Here is a 16,236-nt window from a genome sequence, read left to right as displayed (position 1 = left end):
CTTCACCGGCTGTCCTATGTCGAGAAGCGAGCGTCATGATTTCTCGAGGTGAATCAACGCAGCAACGCACAACGCGATACAGTATCCCCATGCGCAAGCCACTCCTCGCTCTTGCCCTCGCGGCCTTCGCTCTCCTTCCTGCAAACATTCCGGCCCAGCGCCTTTCAGCCGACGGGGCGCCCCAGACCTTCGACTTTCTCGCGGAGCAGTTCTTCTCCGACATCTACTTCCGCTACAGCCCCACCACCGGCACCCAGGCCGGACTGCACCAGTACGACACGCAGCTTGAGGACTACTCCGCCGCCGAGATGCAGCGTGAGGTTGCCGCTCTGCACGCGATCGAGAAGAAGATTGAGGCCGTTCCCGCCGACGCGCTCGATGCCTCCGTTCAGGCAGACCGCGAGATCCTGCTGAACACCATCCAGTCCACGCTGCTCACGCTCGAGGTCATCCGTCCCTGGGAGAAGAACCCCGACACCTACTCCTCCGGCATCGCCAACTCGGCGTTCGTCATCATGAGCCGGGCCTACGCCCCCGCGAACACGCGGCTGAAGGCGGTCGTCGCGCGCGAGCTCCTGATGCCACAGGTGCTTCTCGAAGCGCGGAAGAACCTGAAGAACCCGCCTAAGATCTACACCGAGATCGCCCTCGAACAGATCGACGGCAACATCAGCTTCTTCCAGAACGATCTTCCCTCGGCCTTCAAGGACGCCGACAGCACCGTCGCCAAGGCCGCCTTTGCGAAGTCGAACGCCGCCGTCATCCAGGCTCTGAAGGACTATGCCACCTGGATGAAGACCGATCTCCTGCCGCGCTCGAATGGCGATTTCCGCTTCGGCGCCGACACCTTCCGCAAGAAGCTCGCCTATGACGAGATGGTCGGCACGCCGCTCGAGACGCTGCTGCAGATCGCCTACGACGACGCGCACCGCAACCAGGCCGAGTTCGCACGCGTGGCCAAAGAGGTCGATCCGACCAAGACCCCGCTCGAAGTGCTGGCGCAACTGGCTACCATTCATCCTCCGCCGGACAAGCTGCTCGAGACGTTCCAGGGCCAGTTCTCGGGGTTGATCTCCTTCATCAAGACGCACCACATCATCACGATCCCATCGGACGTCGAGCCCACGCTCGAAGAGACCCCGCCCTTCCTGCGCGCGACCACGCAGGCCTCGATGGACCCTCCGGGTCCGTTTGAGACGCACTCCACCAAGGCCTACTTCAACGTCACGCTGCCCGAAAAGGACTGGTCCGCCGCCCGCATCGCGGAGCATATGGCCGCGTTCAATATCGGCACGATTACCTCCACCGCGGTGCATGAGGCGTACCCGGGACACTACGTCCAGTTCCTCTATCTGAACCAGTTTCCCTCGAAGATCCGCAAGCTGCTTGGGGCCAACACCAACATCGAAGGGTGGGCGCACTATTGCGAGCAGATGATGCTGGACGAGGGGTATCTTCCTGACGGCGTGGATGCGAAGCAGGCCAAACTGATCCGTCTGGGGCAGTTGCAGGATGCGCTTCTGCGCGACGCGCGCTTTATTGTCGCCATCCGGATGCACACCGGCGTCGGCGGCCCGCTGACCACGGACGAAGCAGCCCAGCTCTTCGTCAAGGAGGGCTACCAGTCCCCCTCGATCGGTTCCATGGAGACCAAGCGCGGCACCGCCGATGCCACCTATCTCTACTACACGCTGGGCAAACTCGAGATCATGAAGCTGAGGGCGGATGTGAAGGCGCAGCAAGGCGCGGCCTTCTCGCTGGAGGAGTTCCACAACGCGTTCATGCACCAGGGATTTGCGCCGGTGAAGGTGATTCGCAAGGCGATGCTGCATGACGATTCGCCAGTCATGTAGGAGAAGATGATCCATACATGGCATTTTCGAGCGACATCATGGCATGATGACCACCGTGGCGGAGATCGTTAAGGCAGGCCGGTTCGTCGTCCCGAAGCAGATGCGGGACGCACTGCACCTTGTTTCGGGAACCCGGATTCCTCTGGAGCAGGCGGGCGAATCGATCGTTATTCGCCCTGAGGAAGGCCTCACGGGAGGGATTGCGTATGACGCTCTTTTGCTCGCCTGCGCCCGCAAGGTCGATGCGACCGAGTTCTACACCTTCGATACGAATCGCTTTCGTCTCGTGGCTCCCGACCTCGCGGATGGCATCGATGTCCAATGACCCAATCGTGTCACATCGCAATATCCACACGTTTGTTAGGATGATGCTCTAAACCCCTCACGAGAGAGAGAGAGTCCCAAGACCCATGTCCACACCTCAGAAGATCCGCAAAGCCGTCTTCCCCGCCGCAGGCATGGGAACCCGCTTTCTTCCCGCCACCAAGTCCACGCCGAAGGAGATGCTCTGTCTGGTCGACAAGCCGCTGATCCAGTACGGCGTCGAGGAGGCTGTTGCGGCCGGATGCACCGAGATCATCATTGTGACGGGCCGCGGCAAGACCACCATGGAGGACCACTTCGACAAGTCCGCCGAACTCGAAGCCTCACTGCTGGCTAAGAACAAGATCGCCCTGCTCGAGATCGCGCAGTCGGTCTCGAAGCTCGCCAAGATCGTCTACGTGCGCCAGCCCGAAGCACTCGGCCTGGGACACGCCGTGCTGATGGCCAAGGAGATCGTCGGCAATGAACCGTTCTGCGTGCTGCTTCCAGACGATATCGTCGACGCCTCCACCCCATGCATGAAGCAGATGGTCGAAGCCTTCCACGAGACACAGTCGTCGATCCTCGGCTCCGAAGTCGTCGAAGGCGACGCGATCTCCGCGTACGGCTGCCTGGACTGCACTCCGGATGCGACCAACCCGCGTCTGCTCTCCGTCTCCGGCATGGTCGAAAAGCCTGCGCCCGGGACGCAGCCGTCGCAGAACGCCATCATCGGCCGCTACATCCTTACGCCGCGCATCTTCGAGATGATCGAAACCATCAAGCCCGGCGCGGGCGGCGAGCTTCAGCTCACCGACGCCATTCTGGCGCTGCTGCAGTATGAGAAGGTCTACGGATTCAGCTATGAGGGCAAGCGTCACGATGCCGGCGACAAGCAGGGCTTCCTGCGCGCGACGGTCGAGCTGGCGCTGAAGCATCCGAAGCTGGGCGGAGACTTCCGCAACTGGCTGAAGACACAAAACTTCTAAGATCGCCCTAGACGGGCGGCGAGCGCCCACACGCCTTTTCCCACTGCGCCTGGTCCTCCGGGGATCTGCGCGCAGCGGGGCGGCTAGCGTTTCCGCATCCGCAAAGTCTCCCAGCTTCCGTCCGCCGTCCATCCTCCATCGACGGCCAGCGTCTGTCCATTCACAAAGCCGCTCAACTCCGGGTCCGCGAGGAAACAGATCGCCTGCGCGATCTCCTCGGGTTTGGCGAAGCGCCCCATCGGAACGCGATTCCCGATATCGGCGTCCGTGTAGCCGCCACCAGCCTGGTCCGCGACATCCATCTCCGTCTTCACCCACCCCGGACACACCGCATTCGAGCGCACGCCACGCCCGCCCCACTCCGCGGCGAGCGTCCGCGTCAGGCCGATCAGGCCGTGCTTGCTGGCGTTGTAGGCCGAGCGGTCTCCGATACCGACCAACCCGGCGATCGAGGCCACATTCACCATCGCCCCCACGCCCTGCGCCAGCATCACCGTCCCAAAGGCCTTCGACAACAGAAACGGCGCGACGAGGTTGATCTCCAGCACCTTGCGGAAGTCCGCGACCGACACCGTCTCAGCCGGGGCGATAAAACTGATCCCGGCGTTGTTCACCAGCACATCGACGCGCCCCCATTGGGCCATCACTGCCTGGACAAAAGCCGCGACCGTGCCTTCGTCCGACACATCCCCGGCAAAGTCGAGGCAATCGCCCGCAATCGCCGCAGCCGTCTCCGCCGAGCCGCGCAGATCGATCATCGCCACGCCATACCCACGTGCGGCGAGCATCTCTGCCGTCCGCCGCCCAATTCCCTGCCCCGCACCTGTGACCACTGCAACGCGCATCCGCCGATTTTACTGCGCGGACGGTGCTGTGCGGCTTCCCGGCGCAGCCGAATCGTCCCCACGAAACGCTCACGGTACACTGGAGGCACGCGCATCGCGAACCCTCCAGGCGAAAGGCACCAAACCTCCGTGATCGTCACCCAGGCTGTCTTTGGTGTGTACCACCACTTTGAGCTGGCCCGCGAGTTCGAGCGCCGTGGACACCTCGAGCGCATCTACTCCACCTGGCCATGGGCGCGGCTCAAACGCGAGGGTCTTCCCCAGCCACGGGTCGAGTCCTTCCCCTGGATCCACACACCCGAGATGATTCTGGGCCAGAGAAACCTGATGCCCCGCTGGCTGGGCGATCACCTCGGCTATGCCAACGCACTCCTCTTCGACGAGTGGACCCTCCGCCGCATTCCGCCCTGCGACGCCTTCATCGGCATCTCCGGAGCCGGCCTCAAAACCGGGCAACTCGTCCAATCCCGCGGCGGAAAGTTCGTCTGCGACCGTGGCTCCTCGCACCAGCGCTACCAGGAAGAGATCGTCGCCGACGAGCAGCGCCGCTGGAATGTCGACCGCCCCGTCTCCGATATCCGCGACACCATCCGCGAAGAAAAGATCTACGCAGCCGCCGACGCCATCACCGTCCCCAGCACCTTTGCCGCGCGCTCCTTCATCGAGATGGGCGTGGCCGCCGAAAAGATCCACACCATCCCCTACGGCGTCCGCCTTGAAAACTTCAAAAAGGTAGCCGACCCTCCCGCAGACCGCTTCGAAGTCCTCTTCGTGGGCGGCGTCGCTCTGCGCAAAGGCATCCCCTACCTTCTGCAGTCCTTCGCAAAGCTGAAGCATCCCGGCAAGCGTCTCCGCATCATCGGCTCCGTGCCCGACTGGATGCGTCCCGTCATCGCCCGGTTCCCGCAGGACCACGTCGAGATCCTCGGTGCCGTCCCGCAGTCGGAGCTGACCGCGATCATGAGCAGCAGCCACGTCCTCGTACTCCCATCCATCGAAGAAGGCCTCGCCCTCGTCCAGGGACAGGCTCTCGCCTGCGGCCTCCCCGTCCTGGCCAGCACCAACACCGGTGCGGAAGACCTCTTCACCGACTCCGTCGAAGGGTACATCGTGCCCGTCCGCGATGTCGATGCCCTCGCCAGCCGCATGCAGCAACTCGCCGACGATCCCGCCCTTCAGCAGCGCATGAGCGCCGCCGCTCTGGAGCGTGTCCAGCACCTCGGCGGATGGACCCAGTATGGAGATCGCTGGGTCGACCTGCTCCAGAACCTGACCGGCAAACAATAACCTTCATGGCTCCGCGCCCATCCGGCTGGAGCTCCGTCATACGCTACAGTAAGACCAACCACAGCACGCTCAACCAGGAGCCCGGATGAATCGCCGTCATTTCCTGCATCAGGCAGCCGCCTCGACCGCTGCCCTCGCCCTCGCCGGCTGCGCCCCCGGCAAGAAGAACCTGGCCGCCACACCGCCGCCGCCGCGCCTGCCCTTCTACGACGCCGTGCAGCCCATCAACCCCATCCGCGCCCACGAAGACCGGCTCTTCCGCATCACCGTCTGCCTCCGGCCGTTTCGGGCGATGGGGCCACGCATGGACACGGAACAGATCGCCGGCAAGCTCGTCGTTCACAACTACGGCCACGGCGGCTCCGGCTGGTCGCTCTCCTGGGGATCCGGCAAGTTCGCTGTCGAAAAAGCGCTCTCGAACGGCGACCGCGACATCGCCGTCATTGGCTGCGGGGCGCTCGGGCTTACCAGCGCCATCCTCGCCCAGCGCGCGGGTGCCAGCGTCACGATCTACGCCAAGGAGCGTCCGCCCGAAGTCCGCAGCGCACGCGCCACCGGCTCCTGGACGCCCGACTCCCGCATCGCCCTCGTCAAGGACGCACCGCCCACGTTCGCCGCGCAGTGGGAGAAGATGGCCCGCGCGTCCTGGTCGATGTACCAGTCCTATCTGGGCATGCCCGGCAACCCCATCGAGTACACCGACCGCTACATGCTCTCGGACAAGAACTCCCCGCCGCCCAGCCCTCGACCGGCCGGCACCGAGGATCTCGAGTTTGCCCGGTACGAGCACCTGATCGGCGATCTGACACCGAAGTTTCAGACGCTGCCCCCGGGCTCGTATCCCTTCCCGGTCGATGAATGCCGTCGCACCACCAGCCTCCAGTTCAACGTCGCCGACTACTCCCGCCAGTTGCTCAACGACTTTTACATCGCCGGCGGCAAGATCGAGACGATGGAGTTCCACGAGCCGTCCGAGTTCGTGAAGATCCCGCAGAAGTCCATCATCCACTGCACCGGCTACGGGGCCAAGGCGCTCTTCAACGACGCCTCCATCACGCCGGTGCGCGGCCAGATCGGCTGGCTGATCCCTCAGCCCGAGGTCAACTACGGCTTCTACTACCGGCAGGTGAACGTGCTGGCGCGGCGCGACGGAATCGTCGTTCAGTCCAGCGAGCAGGGCGAAGCTTCAGGCTGGAACGATGCCAACGAGACGCCGGATCGCGGCGAGGCGGAACGCGCCGTTCGGGTGATCGCGGACCTCTACAGCCGCATGCAGCCGAAACACATGTCGTAAATGTCGCTGGTCCTCGCGTTGCTCGGAATTTGATCTCCGGCCAACGGGAGGACCACGCGAAGCAGAAAAAGGCCTGCCCGTCCGGCAGGACACGCCTTTTACTGCGCTGGAGACGCCTTGGGCTTGATCGCCACGCACGGCGGATCGGGCAGCGTCTCTCCCGGCAGCGGCCTCCGCCCAGCCTCCCTCATCTGCCCCGCCGGACATGGTGGCAGCAACACCACGGGACGCAGGTTCTTCGGCAGCGGAGGAGCCCCCGCCAAGGCCTTGACCTCCTTCGCGCCCGGCCACCCGTACGGCGGAACCCGCAGCGTCCCATACCCCATGACGGGAAACCTCGTCGGCAGCTTGAACTCGCGATCCAGACGCACGTACGCCGACGCCGGTTTCTTGCCCAACAATCGCGTGTCGGCGGAATACAGCTCCAGCGTGTGGCCCTCCGCCGTCACCAGCAGCGTCTTGTCGTTGAACCCGTTCTTCTGCTCCGTAGCGCCCGGAAACGGCTCATTCGAAACGATCGTCACGCCGATGCCCGGTGCGTACAGGTAGATGTACTTCAGGTCGGGAATGTCATAGTTCAGCGCCGCTTTACCCGTCATGCCGTCGATGGTCAGCGTCCCCCGCGTAATTGCAACCTTCACCACCCTGGGCGGCTTCTCTTTCTTGTTCTTGATTTTCTTGCCCTTCTCGTCGTAGCCCAGGTCGGTCGCCGTCTGGAACACCGGCTTGCCGTCGCCATCGAACAGCGGATGCCCCTTCTTGTCCCTCTGCTGCTTCACCGGCGCGTTGAACATGGGTTTGCCGTCCGGGTCGAGACGCTGCCGCCCCTCTTCATCGAGCATCGGCGTCGCGGGCTGCTCGACGATATTGGCCGGCCCCGTGTACACCTCCTTGCCCTTCTTTCCCCTGGGCTTCTCCGGTGCCTTCGCGGCTGGCGCGGGAACTGCCTCCACAGGAGCCTGTTCTACCGTCGGGGCGGGCATCGCCGGAGCTGTCCCGGTCTGCTGTCCCCACCCCAAACTCGAAGCCGCCACCACCATCCAGGCCATCATCCTGCACCGCATACGCATGGTTCACTCCTCGTCGTTCAAAAAAGCCTCATCGCAGCACATGGATCCCGCACGGACGGGGAGGTTCCACTTCGGGAATGCTGGATTGATTCAAAGCATATCCGTATCCGCGTGACTTCGGGGTTAAGTTTTCCGGAGGGTACTGCACCGTGGGGCCCTAGGCTGAAGCCATCAAAATTCAGCCGGATGGCATCTCACGGAGAAAGAAACAGGAGGCACCATGTCCACCCCAGAAACGAAGACCGGAATTACCCGGGAGAAGCTGATCGAACTCCTCAATGAGGATCTCTCCCGCGAATACCAGGCGATCATCGCCTACGTGAACTACTCGCAGGTGCTCAAAGGCGCGCAGTACATGAATATCGCCGCCGAACTCGAGGTCCATGCCGGTGAAGAGCTCCAGCACGCCATCAAGCTCGCTTACCAGATCGACTACCTGGGCGGCATGCCCTCCGTGACGCCCAAGCCGGTCAAGACCAGCGACAAGGCCACCGACATGCTGCGCTTCGATCTCGAAAACGAGAAGGAGACGATTGCCAACTACCGCCGGCGCGTGAAGCAGGCCGACGAGTTGAACGAGTTTGCCCTCTCCGAGACGCTGCGCCAGATCCTCACCGACGAGCAGGATCACCTGGTCGCCCTTGCCACCGCCCTGAACGAGGATCCACCCGACGCAGGCATCGCCGACTAACTGCCCGGGAACGCCACTTTTGCTCAGAGCATGCCTGCACAGGCTACGGAAGACCGTGTCGCTTACGGCCTTCCGTAGCCTGTGCGGTCGTTAAGCCTTCGGTTTGCCGGCCTTCAGCATGGCCTTCCAGTCCTTTTCGGTCTGGTCGGCGTAGGCGAGGGCGTAGGTGAGCATGGCTTTTTTGAAAGGTTTGGCTTTGGCAAAGTACGCAGCGAGATCGCGCGCGTTGCCGGAACGGGCGTGGCCGCGGGCCAGCATTTCGCCACAGACCAGCGCGTACTGGATGAGGCCTTCGAGGCTGAGCCTGGTGACATCGACCGTTGCCTTATGGTCATGGAGCTGCCGCACCAGGTAACTGCGCCCATCGCAGGTCGTCCATCCCAGCAGAGGGTCGGACTGGAGCTGCATCGCCCTTTGGCCTTCGACGACGCGCTGCCCCTCGTGCGCTGCCTGCGACGGGCTGGGGGTGACGTAAGGGGTGTAGCAGGAAGGAACCTCCTCCTTGACCTGCAGGAAGAGCGGATCGCCTGGGCCGTTGCCTTCCATGTAGACGCAGTAGTCGCGGAGCCCGACGGAGCCGGTGCCGACCACCTTGAACGCGACGTCGACGGGCCGGTACTGCGCGAAGAAGTGCCGTCGCTCAGGGAGCAGGCTGGGGAGATAGGTATCGAGAGAGGCCAGCACCTCTGCCCGTTCGGTTCCTGTCACGCGGCGCAGGAGAGGCGGCTGCGATTTGAAGATGCGGCCCGGCTTCCCGGGCTCGGTGAGGCTTTCCACGGTCAGGTCCGGGGTCTGCCGTTTGGCCTTGCGCAGCGCCCGGGAGATGGGTGCCGACGCAGCAAGGCGATGGACCTGGTAGCGCGCCACCTCCAGCACAGGCATGCGCGAGAACTCACGCATGAGGTTGCAGTACGTGGCCAGAAAGATGGACGCAGCCGACGCGCAGCCGGTGTGTTTGAAGCAGGCCTGCCGGCCCGCGAGCAGGATGCTGGTGGTCATGCGCTTTACGTCCCACTCGAACGGCGCTCGGATGGTCTCGTCGAAGTCGTTGATGTCGAAGATGAGCCGGCCATCGGGTCCGGCGTAGGCCCCAAGGTTCTGGACGTGGGCGTCGCCGCAGATCTGGTTCACGATGCCGGAGTGCGGCGTCAGCGCAAGATCCGCCGCCATGATGGGAGCGGCACCCCGGAAGAAGCCGAAGGAAGAGGCAGCCATCCGCTCGTACTTGACCGAAGCCAGCGCGGGGACGCGTCCCTCCATGGCGCGCGCGAGAAGCGCGAGCGGATCGTAGGTGCGCAGACTGGGGTCCCAGCGGGCAAGCAGCTTTGCCGAGGGGGGCGCGACGGCTGGAAGAATGGGTGTCGTGGGCACTTTCGGCTTGTCTGTTTTCTTTTTCGACACAATGCACAGAAGTTTACGGCAAACCGGGGCTTCCGTACGGACTTCATGCGACGATGAGAGGGTTAACCTATCCATGAACGCAATGACAGGACAAGGAGCATCGAGCGTGGGCCCTGAGGAACCTCTGCCTGCAGTAGCCCGTGCGCTGGCCGCGGCGGAGAGAGCAGCCGCCGAGGCGTTGGGCGAGCCCCTAGCGCGGTGGGACAAGTTTTCCTCCACCGTCGCCTCCATGGGTCACGAGACGTTCATCACCTGGGAGACTCTTCCCCTGGTGCATTACCTGATCCGCTCGCTCGGCCCGAACGGCGCGGACTGGCGGAGCCTGTTTCTGGGCGAACGCATGAAGCAACTGCATTGGCCCGCCGAAACCCTCGACGAGTTGATTGCGCGCCGCGAGACGGTTTTTCAACAGGACCGCGACGCCCTTGTGAAAATCCTCGCCGGAAAGGTTCCCCCGGCGGAGCTCGAGGCCTTCACCGCACGGCTGGACCGCTGGCGCGAACTGGTTACGACCAACGTGCGGACCAGCCGCGAGATCAAGATTCTGCTGGTGGGCGACTGCCTTTTCCTCGATATCACGACCTTCCTGGCCGCTCTTCTGCTGGAGCGCGGCATCACGCTCCGGCCGGTCTTCGCCGCCAGCAAGAACCCTGTGGAAATGAACGCGCTTCTGCGCACCCACGCCGCGGATCGCTTCGACCTCGTCTGCTACAGCCCCTACACTTACGAGCAGAACCTCTCGCTGGCCCGCACCCACTTCCTGCAGGGCATCCGCAGCGGTCCGGCCACCCTGCGGACCCTGGCGGACGAGGCCCACGCCCAGATGCTGCCCACGTTCCGGATGCTGGGCGACCTCTTCGAGTGCGGCGTCTACGTCCACAACACCGCGAACGTCCGCCGCCACGACGGCACGCCCCTCTCCTTCGCGAAGAACCTCATCACCGCCTACGCCCGGCGGACGGCGGCCAAACGCGTCAACGAGCTACTCGACACCACACTCCGTGAGCACAATGCCAGCGCGCCGCGTCCGGCGATGCTGATCGATGAACGCGCGCTTCTGGCCCGATTCGGAGACATCAACCTCTCCCGCAAGTTCTACTCGACCGAGTCGGTCCATCCCACCGTGCTCTCGCTGCGCCTCGCCGAGATTTACACCGACTTCATCGGCGCGGTCGCCGGCCTGACCGGGAGAAAGGTCGTCGTCGTCGACCTGGATCACACGCTCTGGGCGGGTGTCATCGGCGAGGGTGCCGTCCAGCACCACCGCGACCGCCAGCAGACGCTCAAGCGCCTCCGCGCCAAGGGTATTCTGCTCGCGATCGCCTCGAAGAACGACGCCAGCAATATCCGCTGGGACGGTGCCGTGCTGGGAGCGAACGACTTTGTCTCCCAGCAGATCCACTGGGAGCTGAAGAGCACCAGCGTCCGCAGAATCGCCGCCGAGCTGAACCTCGACGCCAAGGACTTCGTCTTCATCGACGATCGCGCGGACGAGCGGGAGATGGTCTCTGCCGCGCATCCGGGGCTTCTCGCGCTGGATGCGCTGGACGAAGGGCCCTGGAGGATGCTGGACTGGTGGGCCACCTCCCTGCCCGAGCAGAAGGGGGCCGACCGCACCCAGTTCTACGCCGACCGCAAGAAGCGGCAGGAGCTCCAGGAGGAGCTCGGGGGGGATTCCGGCGCAGTCCTGGCCGGCCTTGGCCTGCGTGTGTCCATCCGCACCCTAGTGCCGAAGGAGCTCGACCGGGCGGTGGAGCTCGTCAACCGGACGAATCAGTTCAATATCCGCGGCAGCCGGGTGACCAGGCAACAGATGGCGGCATGGTCGAAGAGCGACACGCACCGCATCCTGGTGGCAGAGGCGGCGGACAAGTTCGGCGGCATGGGCATTGTGTCGGTCATGGTGTTGGAGGGCGAGGAGATTGCGATCTGGGTGCTGAGCTGCCGCGTCTTCGGCTTCGGGATCGAGACGGCTCTCCTGAACGAGGCTCGCCGGAGAACGCCGGTGCTGCGTGGCGCGATCGTGGAGACGGAGCGCAACCAGCCCTGCCGGGAGGTGTTCGCGGCGAATGGATTTCAGAAGGATGCGGACGGCTGGCTCTGGCCGGGTGGCGAGGTCCCTGCGGATCCGGAGTGGCTCGCCGTAACGACCACATAAAGTCCCGACCAACGGGAGGCCCGCACGACAACACTGCGCCACGACCGGGATACACGTCAGGAAGGTTCTGCCGCAAGCGCCGTGACCGCCTCGCTCGCAGCGGGTCCGTCCGGCAGGACAGCCTTTCGAAACAAGAAAAACGGCGCCCCGAGAAAGGGACGCCGTTTGCTTTGCTGCGAGTGAGGGTTAGAAGGTGAACTTGCCGCTCAACTGGAGCTGCCTTGACGAGCCGGCATCGCCGACCTGGTTGCGCGTCGCCGTGATCTGGCCGAACGTTCCCGTGGTCGATGCCGTCAGATTCGGGTTGGCAAGGTTGACGTGGTTCAGCAGATCGAACGAGTCGATCCGCAGCACCAGGTTGACCGACGCGGCGATCTTCGTCGTCTTCTGCAGCGAGAGATCGACGTCCGAGAAGCCGGGTCCGTTCAGCTTGTTGCGGCTCAGGTTTCCGAATCCGTTGGTCTGCGTGTAGAAGGTGCAGCCCGTCGTGATGGTGGTGCAGACGGTTGCGTTGATGAACGGGATGTTGCCGCTGGGCAGGAGGGCGCCGCGCCCGGTGGAGTAGGTCCCGATCAGCGTGGGACGGATGCTTCCGCTGCCCGTGATCGACGTGTTGGAGGTCGTCACGTTGAGCGGGTTGCCGCCCTGCGCCTGCACGATGGAGGCCAGCAGCCAGCCTTCCTTGGCGCGGTTGCCGTGGAAGGGCAGCGTCCAGATGCCGCTGAATACGAAGTGATGACGGACATCGAAGTCGGAGCGGCCGTAGTCGCCGGCGGGGTTGACGTTGTTCTGGACGCCGTTGCCCGAGAGCGAGTTCAGATCGAGCGACTTCGAGAACGTGTAGCTGGAGTTGAGCTCAAGGCCGCCGTGGAGGCTCTTGCGGGCGGTAATCCATAGAGCGTTATAGCTGGACATGCCCGCATAGGCGACCTGCGAGATGTTGCCGAGCGCCGCGCTGGGCCGGATGAGGCTGGCAGCGGAGACGGTGGGGAAGGGCCGCACGGTGCTCGTGCCGTTGGGCGTAACGAACTGGTTGATGTTCAGCGGCATGCGGAGGTGACGTCCGCCGGAGCCGATATAGCCGACCTGCAGGACGGTGCCGAAGCCAAGATCCTGCTGGACGTTGAGGTTGTAGGACTCCATGTAGGCGTTGCGGTAGTTGGTGTTGGTGGCCGAAGGAGCGAGGCCGCTGACAGCCGCCTTGGTGTACAGCGTGCCCACCGCCAGGTTGCCGCCCGAGAGCGAGACCGGCGACGAGTTCGGCGGATTGCCCGCAAGGCCGGAGACGACACCTTCGTTCGGCTGGTCCGCCATAATGCCGAAGCCGCCGCGGACGACCGTCTTGCCCGTGCCGAAGAAGTCGTAGATGAAGCCGACGCGGGGCGAGTAGTTGTAGTTCTGGTTGTAGGGCTGGTCGACCTGAGTAAGGGTGCCGGACCCGGGAAGGAAGTTCACGAAGCGGTGAGCGCCCTCGGTGAAGGTGCCGTTCCACTCGAAGCGGAAGCCAAGCTCCGCCGTGAGGCGGGGGGTCATCTTCCAGCTATCCTGCAGGAAGCCGGCAGCCGAGGAGTCGAAGATGCGGCTGACGACGTTCGAGGCGTTGCCGGTGAAGGTGTTGGCGAGGCCGTTGATGAAGTTGGCGGTGGTGGTGAAGTTGACGGTGCCGGCGGTCTGCGAGAAGTTGTTGCCCTCGAAGCGGCGGAACTCGCCGCCCACCTTGATGGAGTGCTTGCCGACAAGGTAGTTGAGGGTGTCGGAGAAGACCCCGGTGGTCACGAAGCGTCCCTGCGGAAAGCCCGAGGGCCCGCCGAAGTTCAGGCCAAGGTCGGTCACGGTAATCTGCGGAAGACCAAGGGGGGACGTCACGCCGTTGTTGATGCCGTAGGCGCTGGAGAGCCCGGTGAAGTTCTGGTTGAACGAGATCGCGATACGGTTGAAGCCGATGCGGGCCTCGTTGACCATACGCGGCGAGAAGACGTGAACTTCGTTGATGGTGCCGATCTGCCGGTGCGCTCCGCGATGATCGCCGAAGCCGGCAACAGTGTTGCCCTGCAGATTGGGCTCGGTGCGGGCATCCTGCTGCCACGCATAGTAGAGGTGAAGGGTGTCGGCGGTGGTGAGGTTGTGAAAGAGATCGCCGCTGAACTGGTCGGTCTTCACCGGTCCGGGCGAGGAGCCCGAGGCCACGGCCGTGGTCACGCCGTTCGTTGTGGTCTCCACGCCGATGGGCAGAACGTTGATGATCGTCGCATATGCCGCGCCCGCCGGGCTGGTGGCGAACTGCGCGCGCTGGGCGGCGGTCGGCACGTTGCTGGTGAGCAGGATGCCCTGCTTCTGGCGGAGGCCCTCATAGCTGAGAAAGAAGAAGGTCTTGTCCTTGAAGACGGGCCCGGAGAAGGCGCCGCCGAAGTTGTGGCGGTTGAGCTGGTTCTGGCGGCCCGAGGCGAGGGGGGTGGCGCGGTTGAAGAAGTTGCGGGCGTCGAAGTAGTTGTTGCGGATGTAGTCGAAGCCTTCGCCGTGGAACTTGTTGGTGCCCGAGCGCGTGCTCACGTTCACGATCGATCCGGACGAGCGGCCATACTCCGCAGAAAACGTCGAGTTGATGATCTTGAATTCGGAGGTCGTGTTAATCGAAGGCTGGAACGTGATCTGGTTCTGCGTCATGTCGTTCAGGTTGATGCCGTTGACCTGGAAGTTATTGGTGTCTTCGCGGTTGCCGGCGGTATCGAACGAGTTGGCTCCAAGGCCGCGGCTGGGAGCGGTCAGGCTTCCATTATTGGGCGGAACGACCGTGCCGGGGGTCAGGTTCGTGAGGTCCAGGAAGTGACGGCCGTTGAGCGGAATCTGCTGTACGGTCTCGCGGTCGATGACCTGTCCAAGCGTGGTGGTCTGGGCCTCGATCGGGGCCGGAGCGGCTTCGACCTGGACCGTCTCACCCGCACTCGACACGGAGAGCTTCACATTGGCGGTCGCGGTGGTGTTCACCTCGAGAACGAGGCGTGGGATGGTGAACTTGCCGAAACCGGAGGCGTTGACCACGATGGAGTACTCACCGGGCTGGAGCGAGGGGGCGGTGAAGCTGCCGGCGCTGTCGGACACGGTGTTACGCGCGGAGCCCGTGGCAAGGCCGAGGATCGCAACCTGCGCACCCGGGATAACCGCTCCCGTCGCATCGGTCACAATTCCGGAGATGGTTCCGGTCGACTGCGCAAGCGCACCCGCGGTAACGAAGAAGAGGGTGAGGATAAAGAGCCAGACGGTGCGTTTCAAGGGAGGTCTCCTGTAAATGAAACAAGTTGGTTCGTTCTTTGGACCGCGTGCGGTGCGGCGGAAGGCCACGCTCGTCGCGGGGAGAAAAGAAAGCGGGTCCAATGGAAGCTGCTGCAAACCAGAGGCGAAATCTATGACCAGGCTCGGCGGAGATGAGAGACTCTACGCTCCGGGAGGGGTCGTGATTCGTTCGGAAAAGCGCTGGATACAGGTGGGTACGTGGATAAGATATCAGATATCAAAATTCGATGAATTGTTTTTCTCGGCCCATTCCCGTCAGGCTAAAAAACCAATTGTCATCGTTTTGTCATCTGGTGCTGTAGACTCGTTTTGTTTCGAGGACGAAAAAGCATGAGCTATGGCGCAATCACCAAGCTGGAGAAGCTCGATTCATCAGCAAGTCTCACTGAACGAGCACACCTGAGCATCAAGCAGTACATCCTGGAGGGACACCTCGACGTGGAGGCGCGCCTGACCGAGGATTTTTTCGCGCGCCACCTCGGCATCAGCAAGAGCCCCGTCCGTGAGGCCCTGAATACGCTGCAGGGTGAGGGACTGGTCCGCATCGAGCCGCGCCGCGGGGCGTTTCTGCGCCGGTTTACCGCCAAGGAGATCGCCGACCTGTATGAGTTGCGCGAGGCCCTCGAGGTCTTCGCGGCAGCCACCTGCGACATCACCACCGAACTAGTCACGGAACTTGAGGCGAGCGTCGCCCGCACCTGCCAGTATCTCGCCGAGAACGACAAGGTCCACTACATCGACGAGGATGTCCACTTTCACGACCTGATCGTCAGCGGGACAGGCAACGAGGAGCTGCGGCGGGTCTTCGACAACATCCAGAACAAGCTTTGGCTGTGCCGCCTGCAGACCTACCGGCTCACGTCTCCGGATACCCCGGAGTCGCACCGCGAGGTGGCTCGTGCGCTGAAGGAGCGGGACCGGACCAGGGCGCAGCAGATCATGAGCCGCCACATCCGCCTGGTGCGGGATGCCCTGCTCGCTTCCATGGAAGAGCAGGAGGCGGAGAAGGCGGCCGCCGCCGAACTGGTGTCAGCGGATTAGCGTCAGGGCCTGA

General features: G+C 63.5%; 13 protein-coding genes. 9 read left to right on the top strand and 4 right to left on the bottom strand.

Annotated features, from left to right (window positions below; genetic code table 11):
* Positions 1-89 precede the first annotated feature (89 nt).
* From BM400_RS04240 to galU, 3 genes are all read left to right on the top strand, one after another.
* Complete coding sequence (locus BM400_RS04240; RefSeq protein WP_089836923.1) at positions 90-1,853, top strand: DUF885 domain-containing protein; 1,764 nt, start codon at positions 90-92, stop codon at positions 1,851-1,853.
* A 43-nt stretch (positions 1,854-1,896) separates the two neighbouring features.
* Positions 1,897-2,178 (top strand): AbrB/MazE/SpoVT family DNA-binding domain-containing protein, encoded by a 282-nt coding sequence (locus BM400_RS04235; RefSeq protein WP_089836922.1) that lies wholly within the window; start codon positions 1,897-1,899, stop codon positions 2,176-2,178.
* 85 nt (positions 2,179-2,263) lie between these two features.
* The gene (galU, locus tag BM400_RS04230) at positions 2,264-3,145 is read left to right on the top strand and encodes a UTP--glucose-1-phosphate uridylyltransferase GalU (RefSeq protein WP_089836920.1); all 882 of its coding nucleotides are present in this window, start codon (positions 2,264-2,266) and stop codon (positions 3,143-3,145) included.
* Positions 3,146-3,228: 83 nt separating this feature from the next.
* On the opposite strand, the gene BM400_RS04225 is transcribed toward galU, so the two are convergent.
* The gene (locus BM400_RS04225; RefSeq protein ID WP_089836918.1) at positions 3,229-3,990 is read right to left on the bottom strand and encodes an SDR family NAD(P)-dependent oxidoreductase; all 762 of its coding nucleotides are present in this window, start codon (positions 3,988-3,990) and stop codon (positions 3,229-3,231) included.
* A gap of 129 nt (positions 3,991-4,119) precedes the next feature.
* Between BM400_RS04225 and BM400_RS04220 the strand changes: the two genes are divergently transcribed.
* A complete protein-coding gene (locus tag BM400_RS04220) occupies positions 4,120-5,277 on the top strand; it encodes a glycosyltransferase family 4 protein (RefSeq protein WP_089836915.1) in 1,158 nt (385 codons plus the stop codon).
* An 85-nt stretch (positions 5,278-5,362) separates the two neighbouring features.
* Positions 5,363-6,571: an FAD-dependent oxidoreductase gene (locus BM400_RS04215; protein ID WP_089836913.1), complete on the top strand. Its 1,209-nt coding sequence runs from the start codon at positions 5,363-5,365 to the stop codon at positions 6,569-6,571.
* A gap of 98 nt (positions 6,572-6,669) precedes the next feature.
* On the opposite strand, the gene BM400_RS04210 is transcribed toward BM400_RS04215, so the two are convergent.
* On the bottom strand, positions 6,670-7,641 hold the full coding sequence (locus BM400_RS04210) for a hypothetical protein (protein WP_141223803.1): 972 nt from the start codon (positions 7,639-7,641) through the stop codon (positions 6,670-6,672).
* A 220-nt stretch (positions 7,642-7,861) separates the two neighbouring features.
* On the opposite strand from BM400_RS04210, the gene BM400_RS04205 reads away from it, so the two are divergent.
* Positions 7,862-8,332 (top strand): ferritin-like domain-containing protein, encoded by a 471-nt coding sequence (locus BM400_RS04205; RefSeq protein ID WP_089836909.1) that lies wholly within the window; start codon positions 7,862-7,864, stop codon positions 8,330-8,332.
* Between the two features lie 90 nt (positions 8,333-8,422).
* On the opposite strand, the gene BM400_RS04200 is transcribed toward BM400_RS04205, so the two are convergent.
* A complete protein-coding gene (locus tag BM400_RS04200; RefSeq protein WP_175528859.1) occupies positions 8,423-9,703 on the bottom strand; it encodes a DUF2252 domain-containing protein in 1,281 nt (426 codons plus the stop codon).
* 136 nt (positions 9,704-9,839) lie between these two features.
* On the opposite strand from BM400_RS04200, the gene BM400_RS04195 reads away from it, so the two are divergent.
* Positions 9,840-11,891: an HAD-IIIC family phosphatase gene (locus BM400_RS04195; RefSeq protein WP_175528858.1), complete on the top strand. Its 2,052-nt coding sequence runs from the start codon at positions 9,840-9,842 to the stop codon at positions 11,889-11,891.
* Positions 11,892-12,077: 186 nt separating this feature from the next.
* Here the strand turns inward: BM400_RS04195 and BM400_RS04190 are convergent, their stop codons facing one another.
* Positions 12,078-15,161, bottom strand: a complete 3,084-nt coding sequence (locus BM400_RS04190) for a TonB-dependent receptor (protein ID WP_089836905.1) — start codon at positions 15,159-15,161, stop codon at positions 12,078-12,080.
* Between the two features lie 16 nt (positions 15,162-15,177).
* On the opposite strand from BM400_RS04190, the gene BM400_RS21570 reads away from it, so the two are divergent.
* On the top strand, positions 15,178-15,516 hold the full coding sequence (locus tag BM400_RS21570) for a hypothetical protein (protein WP_141223802.1): 339 nt from the start codon (positions 15,178-15,180) through the stop codon (positions 15,514-15,516).
* Positions 15,513-16,223, top strand: coding sequence for a GntR family transcriptional regulator (locus BM400_RS04185; protein ID WP_089836903.1), 711 nt, complete (start codon positions 15,513-15,515; stop codon positions 16,221-16,223). Before BM400_RS21570 ends, BM400_RS04185 begins: the two co-directional genes overlap by 4 nt.
* Positions 16,224-16,236 lie beyond the last annotated feature (13 nt).

The sequence above is a fragment of the Granulicella pectinivorans genome (genome assembly GCF_900114625.1).
Lineage (GTDB): Bacteria > Acidobacteriota > Terriglobia > Terriglobales > Acidobacteriaceae > Edaphobacter > Edaphobacter pectinivorans.
The sequence above is the reverse complement of the archived record's forward strand: the minus strand, read 5'-3'. Positions and strand labels throughout refer to the sequence as shown.

Coding starts and splice junctions, on each gene's coding strand:
- BM400_RS04240 (WP_089836923.1), top strand. CDS start 90: ATGCGCAAGCCACTCCTCGCTCTTGCCCTCGCGGCCTTCGCTCTCCTT.
- BM400_RS04235 (WP_089836922.1), top strand. CDS start 1,897: ATGATGACCACCGTGGCGGAGATCGTTAAGGCAGGCCGGTTCGTCGTC.
- galU (WP_089836920.1), top strand. CDS start 2,264: ATGTCCACACCTCAGAAGATCCGCAAAGCCGTCTTCCCCGCCGCAGGC.
- BM400_RS04225 (WP_089836918.1), bottom strand. CDS start 3,990: ATGCGCGTTGCAGTGGTCACAGGTGCGGGGCAGGGAATTGGGCGGCGG.
- BM400_RS04215 (WP_089836913.1), top strand. CDS start 5,363: ATGAATCGCCGTCATTTCCTGCATCAGGCAGCCGCCTCGACCGCTGCC.
- BM400_RS04210 (WP_141223803.1), bottom strand. CDS start 7,641: ATGCGTATGCGGTGCAGGATGATGGCCTGGATGGTGGTGGCGGCTTCG.
- BM400_RS04205 (WP_089836909.1), top strand. CDS start 7,862: ATGTCCACCCCAGAAACGAAGACCGGAATTACCCGGGAGAAGCTGATC.
- BM400_RS21570 (WP_141223802.1), top strand. CDS start 15,178: ATGAAACAAGTTGGTTCGTTCTTTGGACCGCGTGCGGTGCGGCGGAAG.
- BM400_RS04185 (WP_089836903.1), top strand. CDS start 15,513: ATGAGCTATGGCGCAATCACCAAGCTGGAGAAGCTCGATTCATCAGCA.